This window comes from Bacillus cereus group sp. BfR-BA-01408 (genome assembly GCF_022663305.1).
Classification (GTDB): Bacteria; Bacillota; Bacilli; order Bacillales; family Bacillaceae_G; genus Bacillus_A; species Bacillus_A pacificus.
Genome location: NZ_JAKUFF010000026.1, coordinates 30873 through 52979, shown reverse-complemented (window position 1 = coordinate 52979; position 22107 = coordinate 30873). Strand labels below are relative to the sequence as shown.

Genomic DNA, 22107 nt, shown 5'->3' with positions numbered 1-22107 from the left:
TCTCCAGATTATATCGTATTAGTAGAAAGTGGGGCTACTGGACCCACTGGAAGCACTGGATCTACCGGGAATACTGGGCCTGCCGGGATTACTGGATCTACCGGGAACACTGGACCTACTGGGAGTACCGGACCCACTGGCATCACTGGACCCACCGGCAGCACCGGACCTACCGGCATCACTGGACCCACTGGAAGCACCGGAGCCACTGGCATCACTGGACCCACCGGAAGCACCGGACCTTCTGGCATCACTGGGTCCACTGGAAGCACCGGACCCACTGGCATCACCGGATCTACCGGCATCACTGGACCCACCGGGCATACTGGACCTACCGGAAACACCGGATCTACCGGAAACACCGGACCCACCGGCATCACTGGAAGTACTGGACCCACTGGCTCCGCTGGTAGTGCTTCAGCAAAAAGTATTGTGTTTCAAGGAACAAATGCTGGTTTTCAACGTATAGCGGGATCTCCTGGAATTGACTCCAATGTTATTCCGTATGTCACTGCTGGATCTGGTAGTATAGTTGGTTTTACGGCGTCTATAAATGTAAATAACTTACCTGCTGCTGTTTATACAATTGATATTTGCAGGAATGTCCCTACAAACCTCACCGCTCCTACTTCCAGTTACATTCTAACTACTATTACTTTAACTACCACAGACAAAATTACCGGAACTATAGTATTTTCCATTAAACCGACGGATACTGGTTCCGGACAAATTCAAGTATTTAATCCTACTCCCGCAGTAGGTCCCGCTACTGTAACTTGGACTAGTATTACAACTGGAAACCTTGTTTCGAGAGGAGATGCTATATCCCTTTATATTAACCCTGGAATTACTGCGAGTGCTGTATATTCTATTTTTCTAATCACTGACATATAACCCACACTTAAAACCATTTATTCCACAAAAAAGACCCAAGATTCGGGTCAACAAATAACAGACAAGTTCATTATATACTTTCACTGTAAAATAACCACATTTTGGATTTTTTCGCATACTGCACTAATAGTGTGAACAATTTTGAATTTTTATTCAAAAAAAAGGGAGTTCACTCTCAAATAAGTGATCTCCCTTTTTAAAATAACTTTTCATGATATCGGCAATACAACCTTCACCGTCGTTCCAACACCAACTTCACTTTCAAAACTTATTTTACCGTTGTGATCTTTAATAATTTTTTCTGTAACTACTAAGCCTAAACCTGTTCCCGTTTCTTTTGTTGTGTAAAAGGCTTCATTTAGCTTCGGGATTTTGTCTTTTGGAATGCCGCAACCTTCATCCTTAACTTGAACAATGATTGCATCTTCTACAGTCACTTTAATCGTAATCGTTCCGCCAACTGACATTGCTTCAATCGCATTTTTAATTAGATTAAAAAACACTTGTTTTAATCGTTTTTCATCGCATGTAATCGATGGTATGTCTTTACTATAAATACCTTGTATGTGCACACCTTGATTTAAAGCAGGCTTCCCCATAACTCGAATAACATAAGCGATAATTTCTTCTATATTATGAACTTCTGATTCTATTGATTTAGATTTCTCAAATCCACTAAGTTCTGTAGCGATTGTATGAATTCGTTCTACTTCTTGTTTCATAATATCACTATATATTTTATCCTCTGGATATTTAACCGCTTGCTTATTTACAAATTTATCTAAATTAGCTAAAGGTCTTTTAATTTTGGAACCAATAACTGTAGCCATTTTCCCAACAGTTGCTAATTTTTCTGTTTGTTGTATTTCTTTATTCATCATCTCAAACGTACGAACGTAAGATTGGAATCTTAAAAACATAATCCAACATATGATAGTAAATACGCTATATAATGCCATCGGGATTAAAACGAGTGATGAGTGAATCATGATTCCTATAAGAGCATATTTTCCAACAAGTATGCTCGGAACTAACCAAAAATATCTTTTATTCACAAAAAGTGGGGCAAATAAAATAAAAAATCCTTCTACTATATTCCCACCATCAAACTCAGCATCACTACCGTAGTAAATCATAATATTATGGATAAAATCTAATAGATTATACCCAATTAGAATAATATACTTTACTGCAAATGGATTTTTCCATTTCATAAAGTATATTCCAATGCAAAATAAAAACACCATCAGAAAATAAAGCCATAAACCTAAACCATCTTCAAATTGTCCTACTCCTTCTTGCTCTCCTCCTATTAAAGGTACAATAAATTCGTAGGCAAGATCGTATACAAAAAATATAATGAAAAATAAACTTAAATATATTTTCAGCGCCTTCATTTCTTCATTTTTAAATATACCGTCTTTATTCATATGGTAACTCCTAGCTTTTCTCCCACTTGTATTTCATTATTTCCACACTTTTTTGGAAGAATAATATCTATTCTCGTTCCCTTATCTCTTTCACTTGAAATATGTAACGTACCAAGGTGTTCGTTGACAATTCGATCTGCTACCGTAAGTCCCAAACCAATTTTATCTTGTTTTGTTGTATAAAAAGCTTCTGTAACACGAGCCACATTTTCTTTCTTAATACCGTAACCATTATCGATTACACTTAATATTACATAATCTTGTCCTTTATTTTCTAATCGTAACTCTAATGTGCCACCTTGCTCCATCGCCTCCAGAGCATTTTTTATGACATATAGAAAGACCCCTCTTATTTTTCGCTCATCACATTCAACTTCTATTATCTTTTCTTCGATATTAGACATAAGCTGGACAGTAGATTCATTCATTTTTTCTCGAAGAATTGCTACTGCTTGTAATGCAATTTCACCTATATTATGTTTTTTATAAATAGAGGGTTTACATGTAGCAACTTCCATCAATTCACTTATCATATTATTCATATTTTCTATTTCAAAAATCATCTGTTTATAAATAGGGTCCTCTTCATGCTTCTCTCGTTGTAATTGCGTAAACCCTTTTAATGAAGCAAGTGGATTTTTAATTTCATGTCCCACTGTCGCTGCCATCTTTCCGATTACTGCTAATTTTTGTGATTCACTAGCACTCTTAATACTTTCCTTTACCGCTGAAAGGTATTGTATAAATCGATTTAAAATGATATATGCCGCTATTAATATGAGTGTATACATAATGAGGTACATAAATCCTTTTACTTCCTTTAATACAAATAAGTAAATTACATATTTCCCTACAATAGTTGAAAGTACAAACACAAAATATTTTTTATTTAAAAATATAGGTACAAAGAAGATGAAAATAATTTCTATTATATTTACCCCATCAAATGCCGCCTTATTATAAAGCATATACGAAAATATGTTAGCAATTTCTATTCCTATGTATGCAAATACACATGCATATTTCACAAAATTCACTTTCTCTTTTTTTATTAAATATACATTTACACCGAGTATTGCAGTTCCGCAAATAACTTGCCATAGTATGCTATGTCCCTTATCCGTTAGTGATTTATTTTCTAATACGATTGCATAGAGAATTTGGTATGAAACAACAATGACGTATAGCACCCACAAAAAGATTTTGGCATTCCTTTCTTCTTCTTTATATGATAGAAAACTTTCTTTCACTTCAACACCCCTTCAACATAATATCTCGAAGAATACCATTTATTATAATAAATGATTTTCTTATACAAACAAAGATAAATCGAACATTTGAGGAAAATCATCCCAACGTTTTAATACTTTCAGACGATATGTAATCATAAAAATTATAAACAATAATACGTATATTATGTGGGAGAGATTTTATATAAATGGTAAAAAATGAAGGAAAGCTTGGTGTCTTAATAGAACGAAATCCTACGCTCCTGGCGTATGAATAGGAGGCTCATTCATGTTTGTTACCGTCGAGAAAGATGTGCATATTTTTGTGCAAGATGTTAATCCCGGTCCCAGTAGTAAAAACGTGTTCTTCGTTCACGGTTGGCCTTTAAATCATCAAATGTACCAATATCAGCTCAACGTATTACCACAGCACGGTTTCCGCTGCATCGCTATGGATATACGCGGAAATGGGCAATCCGATAAACCATGGACTGGTTACACATACGATCGTTTAGCAGACGATATCGCCATTGTCCTAGAAGCACTTCAAGTCGAAAATGCTACATTAGTCGGTTTCTCAGTAGGCGGTGCTCTTTCCATTCGGTACATGTCTCGCTATAATGGTCAACGTATTTCTAAACTTGTATTAATCGATGCCGTTTCCCCCTCTTTCGTTAAAAATCAAGAATCTCCCTATGGTGTCCCAAAAGAACAAGCAGATACTCTCATTAATCAAATGTATGCTAATCTACCTAAATTTTTAAATGATTTGTCTTTATCATTTTTTAATAGAAACTTAGGATCCGCTACGTTAGAATGGTTTTCTTATCTCGGTATGCAGTCTGCTTCCTATGCTCTCATCAAAATATTGCAAGCAGCAGCAAATGAAGATGTAACGAAAGATTTAAGTAAAATTAACGTGCCAACAAAAATATTCCACGGTATTCACGATCAACTTATCCCATACAAAAGCGCTGAACTTACGCAAAAGCGTATTAAAAATTCTCAGTTACATCCTCTCACCAATAGTGGTCACGGCTCCCCAATCGATCAAGCGGATGAATTAAACGAAGAACTTATAAAGTTTTTGCATTCATAAAAACCTATGCCAAATCGTATCGATAGGAACGTAGTTTTCAAAAACGTTAAAATTCACACATTTCTCACAAATCAATTGATAAAACGATTACATTTTCATTTATACTAAATGTACAAGTAATACTCCCTAAACCCAGCTTGTCTGGTTACCCCGTTAAATACTATAAAAAAGAACTTGTATCGTTATACAAGTTCTTTTTGTTTCTTTTATCCCGCTTTAACGGGCAGTAAGACCCCCACCTCAAAATTCAGTAAAGCAAAGAAGTTAGGTGGGGGTCGGGCTACCCATAAAAGTCCAATTGGTGAGGGCTGATAATCAGTGGGGGATGAAGACCCCCACCACTGATTAAAGTTTCACTTTATTTAAAGAGGATATCTTTACTATATTGATTTCCGACGAGTAAATCATATTGGAGCATTTTATATTGCTCTAACATTTCTTTTTGTTTCTTTGTTAAATCATTGATTACTTCTCCATTTTTATCAACTTTTAATTCATCTCTAAGCACCGGTATTTCCTTGTAAAATCCCGATAAAAATTGATAGAATAAAGATTTATTTAATCCTGCATAATCAAAAATAAGATTAGAAAAATAAATTGGACTTACTAAACCTAAATTATCATTTGGCATATCAAAGTTTGCGTACATTAATAGCGGCGTTTGGGCCATCGCTAAACGTTCGCTCGGTGTTTTTTCATTCGTTATATACCCATTCTCTTTATAAAAAGATTTATTTTTTCCTAATGATGGAAGATGATCCCCAAAAAATACTAATAATGTAGGTCTATCTAAATTATCTAGTTGCTCTATTAAATATTGAAGAGCCTCATCTGAACGTCTTAACCCTTCTGTATACGTTTCTAATTCTCCCTTTGATTCTTCATTATCTAGACCGCTAATTTCTATTAGGTTTTCACCAAATCGGCCTTCTGTAAATGGAAAATGATTTTGCATCGTAACTGCATGAATAAATGTAGGTTGTTTTTGTTTCTCTAACTCAGCAATTATCTCTTTACTCATCGCTAAATCACTAATATAATCTCCATCAATATCGACATTTTCCATCGTATCAGCTGCATTAAACTTATCAAACCCTAACACCCTGTATACGTCATCGCGTTTGAAAAATGAGCGACCAAATGAATGAATTGCACTTGTGTAATACCCTTCTTTTTTCAACGCCGTAGGGATTGATGGAATTTCTTTCTTATTTGTAATAACCTGCTGATATGGTATAGAACCTGGCTTTAACAAACTCATTGAATAACTCGTTAATGCCTCAAATTCAACGTTCGCCGTATTTCCCCCAAATGTAGGAGAAATAGTTTGTCCACCAGGAAAGTTTTCTATATAATGATGCAAATTTGGTACAGGATCTTCACTAAAAGAAAGGTTAGTTGCTTTCGTCGGATCCCAAAACGATTCACTCATTACAAAAATAATATTCGGTTTCTCTTTTTTCTTTTGGCTCCCTATATTTCCACTATATTGTTTTTTTATATCGTTTGCTATTTGAAGCATATTTTCTTTAGAATAATTTTTTGGTTTTTCCATAACTGTTGTATCTAAATTGCTAATAAACCCAAGTACAAAACCATTTGAAGCATAGTTCTCATTTTGGTCCCACAAAACAAAATCTACACCTGATTTTTGAAATACTTTATTCATAAATGTGTTCGCAAAATTACCGTACGCATATAGAACAAAAATAGATCCTACTACTAATAAGGCTCTTATTCCTAGATGAGTCTTTACATTTTGAATATACCTTCTCATATATATCCCTGCTACAATACAAGCCACGATACTTAAGATAATGACAAAAATATAACTCCAGCTAAAATAGTCCATCACCATCGGTATAACAGATTGCATATGCATAATTTGTGTGAAATCAGAAGGATACAGCGGATCGCCTCTAAAAATAAGCTTTAAATAATTTACAATACCTAAAATGACTAACGTACAGCTCGTTAAAATCATACTTAGAAAAACCTTGCCTATTACATTATAAACAAGAATGTATATTGCATAAATTGCTACAAAACTTAATATAAACTGCATGTTATAAAAGTAAATCCAATTCATTGCCCCTATAAAACTCATATTAACTTGCAGGACAATATAAAATAACGCTACTGTATGAGCTAGTAAAAATAATATAAAATGCACTCGTAGGGATGCCCTAAGTATAGACATCTCTTTTTTATTAAAATGTGAAATATAAAATGTTATGCCCCATATGAAAATCATCATAACAATTAAAACAAGATTTTGATTTAAATGAGCTTTCATTATGTCTAAATTAAAAACCTTTAAAATCATAAACAGCATAGTTATTACTAATAAAGTCACCATACTACTTATAATGCTAGAAATTAATATATTTCTTTTTGGAAGATCAAAAAGTGTAGAACCATACTTCAATTCATTCCCTCGTTTCTATGTCTTAATTTCCCCCGCATCGAAAGAACTACTTCTATAAAAATAACATATATGACATATTTCGTCTGCATACTTGCTTCTATTATAAATGTATTGTCTTAATATTCCCTTAATCACCAGTTAAATTATGGCATACAAATTACTCATTCTTGAAAAACTTAATTTCAGCATTCCACTTTATGATATAATAACTATGTTTTGGAAATCCTTAATACTATTAAAGATTTCACATGAAAATACGAAAGAATTAATAAAAAAGGAGTTGCTCATTTTTGCTTACTAAGTTTAAGAGTTTGCCTAAAGCGGTATATGCAATTTTGGCGCTTTCTTTCCTGTTGCACGTTTTTTGTTTAGTAAAACAGCCAGGATTAGATGGAGAGTTAGTCAAAGTAACATATGGTGCAAATGATGCTTTTAACTATTCGTTAACAGCTGAACAACTATTAAAACATGGTGTATTTGGTTATGTGTATTTAGAACCTAGTGAAGTTCCAGGGAAAAATGCATATATTACACCAGGTCAGCCATTACTATTAGCTGGCGCTATGATTATTTCTGATATTACATCAATTCCTTACTATTACGTAGCAACTGTTATTAACATGATTATGAACCTATGCACAGTGCTATTAGTATTCTTAATAGGAAAAGAATTGTTCGAAAAAAACATTTATGGAATTGTTGCAAGTATTTTATATGCTATTTATCCAAGTAACTATACATACTTCCGTACATTGCTAACAGAAGTTCCATCCATATTCTTATTAGCCTTATGTGTATATGTATTTGTTCTCGCATGGAAATACAATAAAGTGAAATTCCATATATGGTTTGGAATTGTCGTTTCAATTTTACTTATGTTCCGTCCAAATCCAGCTCCAATGATGCTCATTCCTGTTCTTGTTGTGTTATTTACATATGGATTTAAAGACTCCATTCGAATTGGATTGTTATGGTTTATCGGACCTTTCTTTATTATTGGTGCATGGGTTGTTCGTAACTATTTAGCACTCAACCAATTTATTTTATTCTCAACCCAAGGTGCTGACCCACTAATTGCGGGTGCTGATCCATTTAATAAAATTGGATATGAAAATATAGTAAATGAAATGAGAGCCAAAGGCTTAGATGACAAAGGGGCATACGCAAAAGAATTAATCAAGAACGGCTTTAAGACGGACTTCACTTATTGGTTCTCTTGGTTCACTGTCGGTAAAACAATTGAATTATTCAAAACAGCTCCTGCTGTAGACCAATACCGCATTCATAACTTTATGCAACTATGTCATAGAGTGTTTATTATCGGCACATTCTTGAGCAGCTTCTGCTTCATGCTAAATTCATTTAAACATAAACGCGTTATGATGCTAGTAGCAAGTTCTATTATTTACATTATCTTCTCAAACTTATTCTTAGCAATTAATCGCTATGGATTTTTCATTAATCCCCTTATGTGCTTAATTCTTGCATACGGATTAATTCACATTGTGCAGAAGCTTCCATTCTTCCGCACTAACCAAGCATAATAAGAAAGAGGTCGTCCAACGGTGGACGACCTCTTTCTTATTACCCCACACTTTGCACACAGCCAATTTGTCCATTCTGTAATCACACTTTAATTCCGTATGTATGTGTTTCTGTATTTGTCAAAATATCTTTCACAACACTACTCACTATTTTACTTATAACTTCAAGTTTTTTACAACTATTACTATAACAAAAGAACCCGCCCCCACCTAACTTCTTTGCTTTCGCTCAATTTTGAGGTGCGGGGCGGGCTGCCCGTTAATGCGGGATAAAGTATTATATAAAAGGAAACAGCCATATTTTCCATACGATACATACGAGTACAATAACTACAAAATCAAAAAAATCTAATCTCGGTCCTTTTTTCATATTCATCTCTAGCCATAAATGAAGCCATTTTATTTTTGTGTATTTTTGGATGTTTTTCTTTGCAAATCGGTAAATGAGCACTTGCATAATAAAAAACCCGACTACAAAAATAAACAAGAAAATAAGAAAATCGACCACAAAATTCCTCCTTATTTTTGCAGCGATTTTTCTACGATATGATTTTTCAAAACCCACTCTTCAAATTGAGCACTTCCAAATTCCCAACTAAGATCACGAGCATGTACAGAAAAAACGTAATAACCAGCATATTCGTCCATAAATTTCCCCGTCTCAATCCCATCTTTCTGAAGACCATATGCTCCAAAATTAAAATATACATCCCACACGTCTTCATTCTTCCGTTTATAAGCAATCGATTCCATATCGCATTCTGTTCCGAAATAATCAAGATGTAAATGTACGCTATCATCATATTCGTACTCCATTTTATCACCCCTTATATTTGTACTTCTTTATCCCCAAAAAAATTCCTGCTATCTACACTCACATATGGGCACTTACCTACATATCATGCTTGTAGAGTGACTTCTAGGAGGTGTTATATAGTGAAAAAATTAATAGCTGTTTTTTGTATCATGTTACTAGCTGTCTTCACATTTGCTGCTTGCAGTAGTAAAAAAGAAGATACGAAAGAACAAACTCAAAATGTTCGCGTCGGCGAAGTTACCCATTCTCTCTTCTATGCCCCGTTATATGTCGGGATTGAAAAAAGATTTTTTAAAGATGAAGGATTGCATGTTGACCTCCAAACAACAGCTGGTGGAGATAAAACGATGACCGCCCTATTATCTGGCGGGATTGATATTGCTCTCGTCGGTTCTGAAACATCTATTTACGTTCATCAACAAGGCGCAAAGGACCCAGTCATTAACTTCGCACAACTTACACAAACAGATGGAACATTTTTAGTTTCGCGTAAAAAATTAGACTCTTTTAATTGGAATGACGTAAAAGGTGTTACGTTTTTAGGACAGCGTAAAGGCGGCATGCCACAAATGGTTGGAGAATACGTTTTAAAGAAAAATGGCATTGATCCTCACAAAGATACAAATTTAATCCAAAACATCGAATTCGCTAACATTGCAAATGCCTTTGCATCTGGTACCGGAGAATTTGTACAGCTCTTTGAACCGACTGCAAGTATATTTGAAAAAGAAGGTAAAGGTTATATCGTCGCTTCGTTCGGAAATGAATCTGGTACTGTTCCGTATACAACGTTCATGGCAAAAGAAAGTTTCTTAAAGAAAGATAAAGCTGCTGCTGAAAAATTCACACGGGCGCTCTATAAAGCACAACAATGGGTTGATACTCATAGCCCAGAAGAAATTGCCGATGCCGTTTCTCCGTTATTTAAAGACACTTCAAAAGACATTACAGTAAAAGTAATTGAACGGTATAAAAAGCAACATTCTTATGCGACAAATCCACTATTAGATGCTGAAGAATGGAAACAGCTCCAAACGATTATGAAAGACGCTGGCGAATTACAAAAAGAAGTTCCACATGAAGCGCTCGTCAATACGAAAATTGCCGAAAGCGTTATTAAGAAATAGAGGCGAAGTGTATGAGTTTTTTACAAATACGTAACGTTTCTCACTGCTTTTTCGCAAAAGAGAATGCCAAATTGATTCTCGAAGATATGAGCTTACAAGTGGAAGAAGGCGAATTCATTTCGATACTCGGCCCAAGTGGTTGTGGCAAAACGACACTCCTCTCCATTATTGCCGGGCTTCTTGATCCAATTGAAGGTATCGTCTTTTTAGATGGTGAGCCCATTACAACGAAAACTTCATCTATGGGATATATGTTACAGCAAGACTACTTGTTTCCTTGGAAGACAATTGAAGAAAACATTATGCTTGGACTTCATATACGAAAAATTTACGATGAACAGACGAAAGAACATACTTTACAGCTTTTAAAGCAAGTCGGTCTACATGATGTAGAGCAGCAATATCCTCGTGAACTATCCGGTGGTATGCGTCAACGTGCCGCCCTCGTTCGAACGTTAGCGACCGACCCAAAAATTTTATTGCTAGATGAACCTTTTTCAGCGCTCGATTATCAAACGAAATTGAAACTAGAAGATCTCGTTTTCAGCTTACTACACAAATATAAGAAAACGTCACTACTCGTGACACATGATATTGAAGAAGCCATCGCGATGAGTGATCGTATTTATTTACTGCAAGCGAATCCTGGAAAAATTGCAAAAACATTTATCGTCCCAGAAAGCATCCGTTCCTTATCACCGTTAGAATCACGCCACCACCATGACTTCCCATCCCTCTTCCAAAATATATGGAAGGAGCTGGAGCGTCTTGGATAATATAAAACAACTACATGAACAGTTTCGGAAAAAAGAACGCAGGCGCGCATGGTTAGCACGCTCTTTGCAGCTTTTACTACTCATTCTTTTCTTTGCACTATGGGAGATAGCTAGCAAAAAAGAATGGATTGATCCTTTACTCTTTAGCTCTCCTTCAAGTATTTGGGAGCTCTTCCTTAGTAAATGGATGGACGGTTCGCTTTTGGTTCACATATGGACGACATTACTTGAAACGGGATTAGGCTTCATTCTTGGAACAGTGCTCGGAGCTATTATCGCTACTTTCCTTTGGTGGCTACCACTTCTCGCCCGCGTACTCGATCCATACCTCGTCGTCCTAAACGCCATGCCAAAAGTAGCACTTGGTCCGATTATCATTGTAATCTTCGGTCCAAATATTTCTTCGTCGATTGCAATGGGAGTAATCATTTCCATCATCATTACCATTCTCGTTATTTACAGCGCATTTCAAGAAGTCGATTCTAACTATATAAAAGTGATGGACACATTTGGCGCAAATAAATGGCAATGCTATAAACAAGTCATTCTCCCTGCATCTTTCCCAGCCATTATTTCAACGTTAAAAGTGAACGTTGGATTATCATGGGTCGGTGTTATATTCGGCGAACTTCTCGTCTCTAAACAAGGCCTTGGCTACTTAATTAGCTACGGATTCCAAGTATTTAATTTCACACTTGTTTTACTGAGCGTACTACTCACGTGCGTCCTCGCAACACTTATGTATGTGTTTGTTGAGGCATTTGAAAAACTTCTAATTGGGAAACGAAAAAGAAGCTGACTTAGAGCGATAGACTATAGTCAGCTTCTTTCTTTTACTTTTTATCACACATCTTTGTTTCATTTTTAACATTTCCATCCGCAACCGTAACTGTATGGAAACAATCTTTCACACGTACTGTAACGACATTATCTTTTCGATCTATCACATGATAATCATTAAACTTTTTATCCAATGCACTACGAATTTGCTCCCCTTCAAAAATCGGAAAACCGTGAGACATTACCCAAATGAGACCAGCGACAGCAAGAATCGTTTTCATACGTTTCATTACCTCCTCGAGAGTAAACTTATAGTCCCTATAACACGCGCATTATAATTGTGTCTAAATTGTGACATTTTTATACTAATTCTATTTTATAGTTATAGTTCCTTCTTCTTTTTGATAAAAATACAGAATTTTCAATTTTATCAACATAAAAAACGTAAAGAACTACAATTCTTTACGTTTTCTTAGCTAACATATATAACTCGCATTAGTTACCACTTTGTTGTTCTATCTTTAAACGTTTCCGTTCTATTTTTTCAAAATAAGGATCTACAATTTCATCACCATCAATATAATAAGAAGCTAAAAAGAAGTAATTTTCATCATCATCTTCTTTTTTCCGCTCTGCCTTTTTCATATCTGCACTTTCATGCTCTTCTATTTCATAATCTTCTACTGCTTCAAGCTCAGATAATCCATCTATTTTTTCATATACTTTTTGAAGTTTCTTATCTCCTATTTCCACGCATTCTTTTTCTGTTTTACACACTTCTTTTTCTTTCACACTCTTCATAGAACTCTCGCACCCTGCTAACGATAACCCCTACTAACTTGCCATACAGTCTCTTCATGCATTCCTCCATCAATACATTCTACAAAAATATCATAATCATTTTTTAACGAATATGCGATAATAAATTATAAAAATTGTAAGGAGGTTTCCTATGATTCGGGCAGTCCTATTCGACTTAGATGAAACACTATTAGATCGTCGTCAATCTTTAGAACAATTTATTCATGATCAATATAATCGTTTTACCTCTCATTTAATGAACATAGAAAAATCCGAGTATTGTTCTCGATTTCTCGAACTAGATAATAATGGATACACGTGGAAGGATAAAGTATATGCTACTCTCCTTTCCGAATACAACATTACTACTTTAACACCAGAGCAACTGCTGCACAACTACATTACTAACTTCCAACATCATTGTATCCCTTTCCAAAACATGCATGAATTACTTCAACGTTTAACACAACAAAATATTAAAATTGGGATTATCACAAATGGCTTTACTGACTTTCAAATGAACAATCTTCGCGCACTAAACATACATACGTATACAAATACAATTCTCGTTTCAGAAGCGGAAGGAATAAAAAAACCACATCCTGAAATTTTCGAACGAGCTTTAAAAAAGCTAGATGTGAAGGCAGAAGAATGTCTTTACGTTGGGGATCATCCTGAAAATGATATACTGGGTTCTGAACAAGTAGGGATTCTTGGTGTTTGGAAAAGAGATTCATTTTGGGGTGATTTTGAGCATTCGCGTGTGGTGGATGATTTGTTGGAGGTGCTTTCGTTTTTAGAGATAGAGGCAAAAACAAGACAATAGTAAAAGGAGGCTTCGTTTCCCGGACGCCTCCTCTTCCTTTATGACTCATATACTGTAAACTGCGGTTTACTTGGATGATCTATCACTAGCGCATCGTCTGGAAACTTTGAAACTTTTTGATATAAGGCAATGTCACCCATGCAACCTGCTGTTAGTAGAATTCCTAAAAATGAGAGTGGCTCCAGATTCATAGCTAATCCCAATACAATTGGCAAAATTCCAGTCGGTAGAAATGGTAACATTAACACTTTCTTCATTTGCTTTACTGTAATTTCTTTTTTAGAATGCGCATATGCAACACCTAATTTCCAATTGACGCCCCATTTTAGTTCACTCCACGGCACGCCTCCGATATAATGAAATCCTATTAGATGTATCGCTTCATGAATACAAACGAGAACAATCATTCCAATAATCAAAAGAAACATAGCGGGCAATGTAAAGTCAAATTGAACCTCGCCTGAAAGAAATATATGCAAATAACCAATTCCAAACGCCAAAGCGAATATTATAAGAAATGCATAGATATTTAATTTAACCATCGAAACAGTAACAGTCGTTTCTTTCCTTTTATCCATCTTCTCCCTCCTAAAATGTAAATGTATCTTTACAAAATTGTATAATATACCCAAAATAATGTAAGGATATATTTACATTTGATCTTATAAAAAAAGAAACCGGCCACTTTACTTCGTAAAACAGCCGATTTCTTCTATATGTTTCATCGTACGCGCCAATACATCGTCGCGCATTATAAAGCTAAATTTTCTATCTGTTTTAATGTTGTCAGGAATGTCTGTTAATAAAACAGATCCTTTCGTTTCTTCGTAATGCGTATGTTGTTCTACCGCACTAATTGTTGCAAAATAAATGTTTTTAATGATTATTTTGTCTTTTCCAGATACTTTATATTGTCCTAAGTAAGTTAAATCAGAAACTATGCCGCCGGTTTCTTCATGAACTTCTCGAACTGCCGCTTCTTCCGGTGTTTCCCCTAGTTCTACTTTTCCACCTGGAAATTCAAGACCGCGACGTAAATGATGCGTTAATAACCATTGATCCCCGTACCGGCATACAACCCAAACATGCCTTGGCTCAGGAGAAAATGGATAACGTTCAAACGATAATTGTACAGTGTTGTGGTAATAATCTTTAAATTTGTACATGCCATTACTCCCCTATTGATGGTTACAAGTTTTTCCTACCACAAATTGTAGCATATTCTCGCTTTTCTGCATAATATTATCCAATTATAATCCATTGATTATTCCCATTTGCGCGACTAATTCTTTCGTCTCATGATTTCCTAAATCGTAAATCATTTTATATGCTTTTTGTAGTTGTTCATCATATCGGTCATTATTTGAATCATGATGATACTCAACAAATGGAACGTGGGAGCGTACAAATGAACCTAAATCCTCTACATACGCTTGATCAAAGTACTCTCTTAACTCCGTAATTTCCTCATCATTCGCGGAAATCTCAAAATTATACGTATCCGCTGTCTTCACTTGTGAAATTTGACCGTTTGCTATTGATATATAATATGTTTTTTTCTGCTCCATGTAACACCCTTCTTTCATCCTTTTTATTTCTATTGTTTTCATCAATTACAAAATTATGTAAAATAAAGAAAAGGAGGGATTCCATGTTTAAAATATTAATTATCGGTATTATAATCGTCCTAGTCATATTAGTACTCTCCGTCATGACGATTAATAAAGGCTACGCTTATAAACATTCCGTCGATAAACTAGAAGATAATCCTTATACAAAAAATAATAAGGAGAATTCATAATATGTTTCGTATACTTCGCATTGGAATCGCGCTCACTGTAATTATTATGTCAGCAATCGGACTCTATACGGGGCAAAATACCTTTCTCCCCCTTTCACAATTTCTATTAGGAGCTTTAATGTTTCTCATTGCTATTGAACAAATAAAGAAAAAGGATTCCGGAACAGGATTTATTTGTATTGGTGCTGGAGTTTTCACCTGGATCGTTCTCATCATTAGCCATATAAAATAGTAGGGGGAATGTACATGTTAAAAGGATTACGGATTACTTTTGCACTCATTGCATTATGTATAGTAATTTATGGATATTTTACTGGTAATAGAGAAATAATGCCTTACATGTTCATTTTCTTAGGGTTAATGGCTTTCACTATAGGACTAGGGGAAATAAAACAAGACAGAAAATCTAGTGGTATATTTGCTTTTCTCGCTGGATCTGGTGCTTTATTTCTTAGCTTCTCAGAAATATTTCGGTAAATAATCTATTTAAGGGGACATTACATGCTAATTGGTTTACGGATTGTTTTAGGGCTTCTCACGCTTCTCATACTCTCTCTTTGCGCTTATATCCAGATTACCGATCATTTCTCACTTCTCCCATACGTACAATTTATTCTCAGTTGTTTCTTTATTCTTGTCGGAATTAACGAATTTATATCCGGACGAAAATCCATGAGCATTCCGTTTTTTTCGTGTCTATTCTTACGCTCTTCGTTCTCATATCAAACTACCTTCGCTACGTATAGAATGAAATCTTGAGCAATTTCGCATTTACAAGCAAGTAATAAAATAGGGATGATTTTTTTGTCAGTTTTTGTCGGTAAGTCGATATTCCATGTCGAAACGTCGATATATTAAAAAAATCGTCGATATAATTTTATTTATTATCATGACACAAAAAAACTGCCCTTTTACAGGCAGTTTTTCTTCTTATCCAAATACTTTCTCAAGTTCATCTTTATCTTGGCTTAACCAGAAGTTCATTAAGCGTTTTGCTCCTTCTAAATCGTGAAGCTTCGCTTGACCACATTGCGTTTCATTTGCAGCTGGAATTTCTGTAATTTGAACTGCATCTTTTAATGTTAGTTCTAATAAATCGATGATTTCTCGAACTGTCGGTGTTCCGCTTACTACAAGGTAGTATCCTGTTTGGCAGCCCATCGGTGAAATATCGATAATATCGAAATGCGGATAACGATCAATATATTTACGTAAATTAAATGCTAATAAATGTTCTAACGTATGAATAACATCTGGTTTCATCGCTTGTTTATTCGGTTGGCAAAAACGAATATCAAATTTATTTACAATACCGTCACTACCTACATTGTGAACTCCGCAATGTCTTACATAAGGTGCCTTTACAATCGTATGATCTAATTCAAAGCTTTCTACTGATGGCATACAACATCTCTCCCGCTTTTAATTTAATTCCGTTATATCCAATATGATATAACGGAAATGCACATTAGTAAAGTATTATGTACAGTCGTGCTATAATACTTTAAGAATATGCTGAAAAGGAGATCGTTATGAAACAGATTTTTATTGGGATTATACGCTTTTATCAAAAGTTCATTTCTCCGATGACACCACCAACTTGCCGTTTCTATCCAACTTGTTCTCATTACGGATTAGAGGCGTTTCAAAAGCATGGTGCACTCAAAGGCTTTTGGCTTACTTGTAAGCGTATATTAAAATGTCACCCTTTCCATCCAGGAGGATTTGATCCTGTCCCAGATAAAAAGGATGACAAAGTACATTCTTAATTTTCGTAACCATTCACAACTAAATCTAATTTTCCTGTATCAGGATCGATAACAAGACCGTGAACAGGTACTTCTTCCGGAAGTAATGGGTGGTTGCGAAGTACTGATACGCTATGTTCTACACTTTCTTCTACACTAGAGAAACCGCGCAAAAATTGTTCTAAATCGATTCCAGAATAACGAAGCATATCTAATTTCTCTTCTGTTATACCGCGTTCTTTCATTTTCTCAATCGTACTGCTTGCTTGAATTTTTGCCATACCACAATCATGGTGACCAACTACACATACTTCATCAGCACCAAGCTCATATACAGCGACTAAAATACTACGCATAATACTTCCAAATGGATGTGAAATAACAGCGCCTGCTACTTTAATAATTTTCACATCGCCGTTACGCATATTCATCGCTTTCGGCAATAGTTCAACAAGTCTTGTATCCATACAAGAAATAATTACCATCTTTTTATTTGGAAATTTCCCCGCCACAAACTCTTCATACTTTTTCTCTTCAACAAATTTCTCATTGTATTGCAAAATCTCTTCTAATGACTTCATAGTAAGGAACCCTCTTTTCTCTCGTTTACACTACATAAATAGTGTACCAAAATATGAAAAACACAAAAAGGATATCGCTTTATAGTAAAAATAAGATATTTTCAGATAATCGACATAATTCTTTCAAAATATACACACAGCTTTGTAACAAGTCCTCCCTATTTAAAACGCATTTTCACTATAAACTGATTGTAGATAATGTAAAAAAGGAGTGAATATTTATTATGTCCGACGTTCTGTTACTGAGTCGTTTTCAATTTGCAATTACTGTTTTTTATCATTTTTTATTTGTACCTTTGACAATCGGACTTGTTATTTTAGTAGCGTGTATGGAGACTCAATACGCCCGCACATTGAATCCAACATACCGCAAAATGGCAAATTTCTGGGGTAAATTATTTACAATTAACTTCGTAATGGGGATTATAACCGGGATTACGATGGAATTCCAATTTGGAACAAACTGGTCTGAGTACTCCAAATATATGGGAGATATTTTCGGATCACCTCTCGCAATCGAAGCACTCGTTGCCTTCTTCTTAGAATCTACTTTCATGGGAATATGGTTATTCGGTAAAGACAAAATTTCACCAAAGTTCCGTGCCTTCTGTATGTGGATGGTTGCACTTGGAACAAATATTTCGGCCCTTTGGATTATTACAGCAAACGGCTTTATGCAAAACCCTGTTGGCTACGTCGTACGTAACGGCCGCGCTGAATTAAATGATTTCTGGGCACTCGTTACGAATCCATACGCTTGGAATATGTTCTTCCATACTGTAGTTGGTTGTTATATTGTTGGTGCTTTCTTCGTCATGGCAATTAGTGCCTATCACTTATTACGTAAAAATGAAGTTGAATTCTTCAAAAAATCATTTAAGTTTGGCTTAATGTTAGGCTTATTCGCCGCAACAATTACACCGTTTATGGGACATCAATCTGGTGTATCAGCGGCTAAATATCAACCTGCTAAAGGTGCTGCAATGGAAGCTGTTTGGGAAACTGGAAAAGGACAAGGCTTCTCAATTGTGCAAATTCCTGATGTCAAAAACGAAAAGAACTTTGAATTCTTAACGATTCCAAAGTTAGGAAGCTTCTTCTATACAAATTCATTTGATGGGGAAATTGTTGGTTTAAAAGATATTCCAAAAGAAGATCGTCCAAATGTTAACCTCGTGTACTATAGCTTCCGCTTAATGGTTGCACTTGGTATGTTCTTTATGGCATTAACTTGGTACGGTTTCTACTTAAACCGAAAAGGAAAACTAGAAAACTCAAAACGTTACTTAAAAATTACAATATGGTCTGTTTTACTACCATATATCGCAATTAATGCTGGTTGGATTGTTGCCGAAGTAGGTCGTCAACCATGGACAGTATATAAACTAATGCGTACCGCAGAATCCGTATCACCTATATCTGTCCCGCAAATTTGGTTCTCATTAATTAGTTTAATCTTGTTCTACACTTTACTTTTAATCGCAGACGTATACTTAATGCTGAAGTTCGCCAAAAAAGGACCCGCAGCATTAGAGGAACCTGCTACTGAGGGAGGTGCAGCTCATGTCTCATGATATGCTTGCGATTATCTGGTTTGGTTTATGGGGCGTGATTTGGACAGTTTACTTTATTCTTGATGGATATGCACTTGGTAACGGAATGATTTTTCCTTTCGTTACGAAAGACCGACAAGAACGAAATCAATTACAAGAAGCAATTGGCCCGTTCTGGGGCGGTAATGAAGTGTGGTTAATTACAGCTGGTGGCGCAACATTTGCTGCCTTCCCAGTCACATATGCAAATATGTTTAGTTATTTATATACACCGTTATTCTTAGTATTACTTGCACTATTTGCTCGTGCTGCTGGACTTGAGTTCATGCATAAAGATGATTCACCAATTTGGCAAAAAACTTGTAAATGGGCATTTGCAATTGGTAGTTTCTTAATTGCTTTCCTATTCGGTGTTACATTTGCTAATCTTTATTACGGGCTACAAATCGGAAAAAATGGCTATGAAGGAAATTTACTTAGCTTACTAAATCATTACGGTATTTTAGGAGGTCTGTTCTTCACTGCTATATTCGTCGTATCTGGTGCACTTTGGGTTATGATTAAAACGACTGGTGAAGTATCTGACCGTGCTTATAAAATCGCTAGACCATTTTCAATGGCAGCTGCTATCATTTTAGCTATTTTCTATGTAGCAACTGCAAATCGTACAAATTTATTCCAAAACTTCACAGAATATCCAGTACTATTCATTCTTCCAGTACTTGCAATGTTAATGAGTGTACTCGCACTAATTATGGTGTACAAACATAAAATTGGTCTTGCATTCACATTCGTTTGCTTAACAATCGCAATGTTTATGACAACTGGCTTTGCAGGTATGTTCCCAAGAATGTTACCATCTCGTATTAATGATGCTTATAGTACAACGTTATACAACGCAGCTGGTAGTCAATTAAACTTAAAAATTATGTTCTTCGTTGCAATGGTTATGGTACCAATTGTTATTGGCTATCAACTTTGGAGCTACAGTATCTTTAAAAATAAAATTCATAAAGACTCTGCTAAAGGGTATCACTAAAATGAAAAAAGACACTTCGTTTGAAGTGTCTTTTTTATACGTATGATTTTCGATAAGATGTTATATTTCTAATCTAACAACTATAATACAGAAGAATCATTAACAGCTCACAGCTAGATTGTAGCACAGGACAAGTTCATCATTTTATACAATTTTACATATTTCTCTATAAAGTAAACTGTATTCCTTGATCATTCACGTCGCTATCCCCTACATCTGCTGTACTAATACCACTAAATGTTTGTACTTTCATTCCTGTATTCGATGATCCTGATCCATTATACGCTTTCGTTTTTTCAATCGGCTGCACGTTATATTTATCTCCTAAATTAATCGTTCCATTGCAGTTTTCAATAATAACGCCTTCCACAACTGACGGCATTTTGTCACCTACTTTCATTTCCTTACTTTCATTTTATGAAAAGTGCCTAAAAAAATAGCATGTTTCCATAAGAAAAAGCACTCAATTTGAGTGCTTTTTCTTATTTACCTTTTTTCTTTTTCTCACAAGCAATTCCATCGCCATCACGGTCTAAATGCTTACCGTAATATGGACTATCTCTTGTAATGTCATAATATCCCGCATCGTTTGCTTCTTTGCAATTAGCAAAACGTTTCGGATCTGGTTTTACTTCTGGTTTTACTTCCGGTTTCGGTTGTGGTTGCGGTTGTTTTGCTCCTGGTCTTTCTTCAAATGGTAACGTTGCATTATATAAGAACTGAACGTATTGCTCACGACTTACATGCATTTTAGGTGCGAATGTACCATCACCAGTGCCAGCCGTAATATAATTTGATTTAATTGCAGTAATCGCAGGATTCGCCCATCCATTTCTATCTACATCCGGGAAATTATGATCCCCTCTAATTTGCAATTGGAATCCTCTTGTCAAAATTTGTGCCATTTCTTCACGAGTTAACGAATCTTTCGGTCTGAATCTCCCTGTGTTATCTCCAACGAATACGCCCATCTCTGTTAAAGCAAGAATCTCTTTTTTAAACATAGTTGAACGATCCGTAATATCTTTATATGGATTGTTATACTGCTCTTTTACTGTCGGTTTTAAGTGACGGAACATAAGAGCTGCAACTTGCTCACGCGTTACATCATCACCAAATCCAAAAAGTCCATTTCCGTATCCAGCAACAACGTTTTTATTTGCTAAATCCATAATTGCTTTATAAGACCAATGATTGTTTGGAACATCTTTAAAACCTGCGCTTGCCTGCGCTGTTCCAATTGAAGTAAATGCTGTAGTTGCAACAAGTGCACCTGTTAAAATTAATTTCTTAAATCTCATACTTAAGTCTCCTTCTCTTTCCATAATAACCATTTAACAATATAACAAATTATTCAAATGTATTTTGTCATATTCTGTCGAACACAAAAAAGAATCCTGCAGGATTCTTTTTTGCTAAGCATGAATGGCAATTTTGGAGACAGTTGACTTCTTCAAAAATTTATTAGGGGTAATATTTTGAAAAAGAAAGCCTTTCATATGTAGGTTAACACCACTGAAATATATAGTAAATTGATAATGTTTATACGGAAGATTGCTAATGTTTAGTATAGATAGTTTCCACTATGCAAACAGTAAAAACATTCTATACTAAATAAAAAAAGGGCCTTCAAA

The 22107-nt window shown here is 35.2% G+C and carries 25 protein-coding genes and 3 pseudogenes; 13 read left to right on the top strand and 15 right to left on the bottom strand.

The genetic code is table 11. From position 1 onward, the window contains the following. Positions 1-894, top strand: a pseudogene (locus MR083_RS13400) (collagen-like protein); the annotation flags it as partial. Between the two features lie 209 nt (positions 895-1103). Here the strand turns inward: MR083_RS13400 and MR083_RS13395 are convergent. Next, on the bottom strand, positions 1104-2324 hold the full coding sequence (locus tag MR083_RS13395) for an ATP-binding protein (RefSeq protein WP_016718735.1): 1221 nt from the start codon (positions 2322-2324) through the stop codon (positions 1104-1106). Continuing rightward, positions 2321-3574, bottom strand: coding sequence for an ATP-binding protein (locus MR083_RS13390; RefSeq protein ID WP_000664876.1), 1254 nt, complete (start codon positions 3572-3574; stop codon positions 2321-2323). Before MR083_RS13390 ends, MR083_RS13395 begins: the two co-directional genes overlap by 4 nt. A gap of 268 nt (positions 3575-3842) precedes the next feature. Between MR083_RS13390 and MR083_RS13385 the strand changes: the two genes are divergently transcribed. After that, entirely contained in the window at positions 3843-4652 is an 810-nt protein-coding gene (locus MR083_RS13385; RefSeq protein ID WP_242269464.1) for an alpha/beta fold hydrolase, read from the top strand. A gap of 358 nt (positions 4653-5010) precedes the next feature. On the opposite strand, the gene MR083_RS13380 is transcribed toward MR083_RS13385, so the two are convergent. Further along, positions 5011-7080, bottom strand: a complete 2070-nt coding sequence (locus tag MR083_RS13380) for an LTA synthase family protein (RefSeq protein ID WP_000873607.1) — start codon at positions 7078-7080, stop codon at positions 5011-5013. Between the two features lie 290 nt (positions 7081-7370). On the opposite strand from MR083_RS13380, the gene MR083_RS13375 reads away from it, so the two are divergent. Beyond that, positions 7371-8624 (top strand): glycosyltransferase family 39 protein, encoded by a 1254-nt coding sequence (locus MR083_RS13375; RefSeq protein WP_000956217.1) that lies wholly within the window; start codon positions 7371-7373, stop codon positions 8622-8624. Positions 8625-8706: 82 nt separating this feature from the next. Here the strand turns inward: MR083_RS13375 and MR083_RS13370 are convergent. The 3 genes and pseudogenes from MR083_RS13370 to MR083_RS13360 all read right to left on the bottom strand — a co-directional run. Beyond that, positions 8707-8781 (bottom strand): annotated as a pseudogene (locus MR083_RS13370) (DUF2196 domain-containing protein); the annotation flags it as partial. Between the two features lie 120 nt (positions 8782-8901). Further along, complete coding sequence (locus MR083_RS13365) at positions 8902-9132, bottom strand: hypothetical protein (RefSeq protein ID WP_000227423.1); 231 nt, start codon at positions 9130-9132, stop codon at positions 8902-8904. 11 nt (positions 9133-9143) lie between these two features. Next, entirely contained in the window at positions 9144-9440 is a 297-nt protein-coding gene (locus MR083_RS13360; RefSeq protein WP_000455572.1) for a DUF3986 family protein, read from the bottom strand. Positions 9441-9560: 120 nt separating this feature from the next. On the opposite strand from MR083_RS13360, the gene MR083_RS13355 reads away from it, so the two are divergent. From MR083_RS13355 to MR083_RS13345, 3 genes are read left to right on the top strand one after another with little or no spacing between them, the layout of a single operon-like run. Beyond that, positions 9561-10568, top strand: a complete 1008-nt coding sequence (locus MR083_RS13355) for an ABC transporter substrate-binding protein (protein ID WP_000733207.1) — start codon at positions 9561-9563, stop codon at positions 10566-10568. 11 nt (positions 10569-10579) lie between these two features. Continuing rightward, entirely contained in the window at positions 10580-11344 is a 765-nt protein-coding gene (locus MR083_RS13350; protein WP_000009044.1) for an ABC transporter ATP-binding protein, read from the top strand. Further along, a complete protein-coding gene (locus tag MR083_RS13345) occupies positions 11337-12143 on the top strand; it encodes an ABC transporter permease (protein ID WP_000368792.1) in 807 nt (268 codons plus the stop codon). Before MR083_RS13350 ends, MR083_RS13345 begins: the two co-directional genes overlap by 8 nt. A gap of 34 nt (positions 12144-12177) precedes the next feature. Here the strand turns inward: MR083_RS13345 and MR083_RS13340 are convergent, their stop codons facing one another. Both MR083_RS13340 and MR083_RS13335 read right to left on the bottom strand, forming a co-directional pair. Continuing rightward, entirely contained in the window at positions 12178-12405 is a 228-nt protein-coding gene (locus MR083_RS13340; RefSeq protein ID WP_000849109.1) for a hypothetical protein, read from the bottom strand. Positions 12406-12646: 241 nt separating this feature from the next. Then, positions 12647-12983, bottom strand: a pseudogene (locus MR083_RS13335) (recombinase family protein); the annotation flags it as partial. Between the two features lie 93 nt (positions 12984-13076). Here MR083_RS13335 and MR083_RS13330 point away from each other — a divergent pair. Then, the gene (locus MR083_RS13330; protein WP_242269463.1) at positions 13077-13751 is read left to right on the top strand and encodes an HAD family hydrolase; all 675 of its coding nucleotides are present in this window, start codon (positions 13077-13079) and stop codon (positions 13749-13751) included. Between the two features lie 38 nt (positions 13752-13789). Here the strand turns inward: MR083_RS13330 and MR083_RS13325 are convergent, their stop codons facing one another. From MR083_RS13325 to MR083_RS13315, 3 genes are all read right to left on the bottom strand, one after another. Further along, entirely contained in the window at positions 13790-14329 is a 540-nt protein-coding gene (locus MR083_RS13325; protein ID WP_000361295.1) for a DUF3267 domain-containing protein, read from the bottom strand. Between the two features lie 108 nt (positions 14330-14437). Beyond that, entirely contained in the window at positions 14438-14917 is a 480-nt protein-coding gene (mutTA, locus tag MR083_RS13320) for an antimutator 8-oxo-(dGTP/GTP)ase (protein ID WP_000276391.1), read from the bottom strand. A gap of 84 nt (positions 14918-15001) precedes the next feature. Next, complete coding sequence (locus MR083_RS13315; protein ID WP_000435818.1) at positions 15002-15319, bottom strand: hypothetical protein; 318 nt, start codon at positions 15317-15319, stop codon at positions 15002-15004. 83 nt (positions 15320-15402) lie between these two features. Between MR083_RS13315 and ytzI the strand changes: the two genes are divergently transcribed. From ytzI to MR083_RS13300, 3 genes are read left to right on the top strand one after another with little or no spacing between them, the layout of a single operon-like run. After that, on the top strand, positions 15403-15552 hold the full coding sequence (gene ytzI / locus MR083_RS13310) for a YtzI protein (protein WP_000472798.1): 150 nt from the start codon (positions 15403-15405) through the stop codon (positions 15550-15552). A gap of 1 nt (position 15553) precedes the next feature. Further along, positions 15554-15784: a DUF3953 domain-containing protein gene (locus MR083_RS13305; protein WP_000488456.1), complete on the top strand. Its 231-nt coding sequence runs from the start codon at positions 15554-15556 to the stop codon at positions 15782-15784. A 14-nt stretch (positions 15785-15798) separates the two neighbouring features. Continuing rightward, on the top strand, positions 15799-16029 hold the full coding sequence (locus tag MR083_RS13300) for a YczI family protein (protein WP_000911972.1): 231 nt from the start codon (positions 15799-15801) through the stop codon (positions 16027-16029). A 453-nt stretch (positions 16030-16482) separates the two neighbouring features. Here MR083_RS13300 and luxS read toward each other — a convergent pair whose 3' ends face one another. After that, positions 16483-16956, bottom strand: coding sequence for an S-ribosylhomocysteine lyase LuxS (gene luxS, locus MR083_RS13295; protein WP_001141369.1), 474 nt, complete (start codon positions 16954-16956; stop codon positions 16483-16485). 128 nt (positions 16957-17084) lie between these two features. Between luxS and yidD the strand changes: the two genes are divergently transcribed. Next, positions 17085-17321, top strand: a complete 237-nt coding sequence (yidD, locus tag MR083_RS13290) for a membrane protein insertion efficiency factor YidD (protein WP_000809333.1) — start codon at positions 17085-17087, stop codon at positions 17319-17321. Here yidD and MR083_RS13285 read toward each other — a convergent pair. Continuing rightward, positions 17318-17881: a beta-class carbonic anhydrase gene (locus tag MR083_RS13285; protein ID WP_000838160.1), complete on the bottom strand. Its 564-nt coding sequence runs from the start codon at positions 17879-17881 to the stop codon at positions 17318-17320. The genes yidD and MR083_RS13285 overlap by 4 nt on opposite strands. Before the next feature lie 224 nt (positions 17882-18105). On the opposite strand from MR083_RS13285, the gene cydA reads away from it, so the two are divergent. Together cydA and cydB are read left to right on the top strand one after the other, a co-directional pair. Then, positions 18106-19455, top strand: coding sequence for a cytochrome ubiquinol oxidase subunit I (gene cydA, locus MR083_RS13280; RefSeq protein ID WP_001286198.1), 1350 nt, complete (start codon positions 18106-18108; stop codon positions 19453-19455). Beyond that, positions 19445-20473, top strand: a complete 1029-nt coding sequence (gene cydB / locus MR083_RS13275) for a cytochrome d ubiquinol oxidase subunit II (RefSeq protein WP_000017662.1) — start codon at positions 19445-19447, stop codon at positions 20471-20473. The genes cydA and cydB overlap by 11 nt, the downstream gene beginning before the upstream one ends. A 166-nt stretch (positions 20474-20639) precedes the next feature. On the opposite strand, the gene MR083_RS13270 is transcribed toward cydB, so the two are convergent. After that, on the bottom strand, positions 20640-20873 hold the full coding sequence (locus MR083_RS13270; protein ID WP_011040784.1) for a spore germination protein: 234 nt from the start codon (positions 20871-20873) through the stop codon (positions 20640-20642). 82 nt (positions 20874-20955) lie between these two features. Beyond that, a complete protein-coding gene (locus MR083_RS13265) occupies positions 20956-21774 on the bottom strand; it encodes an S-layer homology domain-containing protein (protein WP_001211246.1) in 819 nt (272 codons plus the stop codon). Positions 21775-22107 lie beyond the last annotated feature (333 nt).

Bases quoted from the DNA above. Each gene is read 5' to 3' on its own strand.
- MR083_RS13395 (WP_016718735.1), bottom strand. From the start codon at position 2,324: ATGAATAAAGACGGTATATTTAAAAATGAAGAAATGAAGGCGCTGAAA.
- MR083_RS13385 (WP_242269464.1), top strand. From the start codon at position 3,843: ATGTTTGTTACCGTCGAGAAAGATGTGCATATTTTTGTGCAAGATGTT.
- MR083_RS13360 (WP_000455572.1), bottom strand. From the start codon at position 9,440: ATGGAGTACGAATATGATGATAGCGTACATTTACATCTTGATTATTTC.
- MR083_RS13350 (WP_000009044.1), top strand. From the start codon at position 10,580: ATGAGTTTTTTACAAATACGTAACGTTTCTCACTGCTTTTTCGCAAAA.
- MR083_RS13340 (WP_000849109.1), bottom strand. From the start codon at position 12,405: ATGAAAACGATTCTTGCTGTCGCTGGTCTCATTTGGGTAATGTCTCAC.
- MR083_RS13330 (WP_242269463.1), top strand. From the start codon at position 13,077: ATGATTCGGGCAGTCCTATTCGACTTAGATGAAACACTATTAGATCGT.
- MR083_RS13325 (WP_000361295.1), bottom strand. From the start codon at position 14,329: ATGGATAAAAGGAAAGAAACGACTGTTACTGTTTCGATGGTTAAATTA.
- mutTA (WP_000276391.1), bottom strand. From the start codon at position 14,917: ATGTACAAATTTAAAGATTATTACCACAACACTGTACAATTATCGTTT.
- MR083_RS13315 (WP_000435818.1), bottom strand. From the start codon at position 15,319: ATGGAGCAGAAAAAAACATATTATATATCAATAGCAAACGGTCAAATT.
- ytzI (WP_000472798.1), top strand. From the start codon at position 15,403: ATGTTTAAAATATTAATTATCGGTATTATAATCGTCCTAGTCATATTA.
- MR083_RS13305 (WP_000488456.1), top strand. From the start codon at position 15,554: ATGTTTCGTATACTTCGCATTGGAATCGCGCTCACTGTAATTATTATG.
- MR083_RS13300 (WP_000911972.1), top strand. From the start codon at position 15,799: ATGTTAAAAGGATTACGGATTACTTTTGCACTCATTGCATTATGTATA.
- luxS (WP_001141369.1), bottom strand. From the start codon at position 16,956: ATGCCATCAGTAGAAAGCTTTGAATTAGATCATACGATTGTAAAGGCA.
- yidD (WP_000809333.1), top strand. From the start codon at position 17,085: ATGAAACAGATTTTTATTGGGATTATACGCTTTTATCAAAAGTTCATT.
- MR083_RS13285 (WP_000838160.1), bottom strand. From the start codon at position 17,881: ATGAAGTCATTAGAAGAGATTTTGCAATACAATGAGAAATTTGTTGAA.
- cydA (WP_001286198.1), top strand. From the start codon at position 18,106: ATGTCCGACGTTCTGTTACTGAGTCGTTTTCAATTTGCAATTACTGTT.
- cydB (WP_000017662.1), top strand. From the start codon at position 19,445: ATGTCTCATGATATGCTTGCGATTATCTGGTTTGGTTTATGGGGCGTG.
- MR083_RS13270 (WP_011040784.1), bottom strand. From the start codon at position 20,873: ATGAAAGTAGGTGACAAAATGCCGTCAGTTGTGGAAGGCGTTATTATT.
- MR083_RS13265 (WP_001211246.1), bottom strand. From the start codon at position 21,774: ATGAGATTTAAGAAATTAATTTTAACAGGTGCACTTGTTGCAACTACA.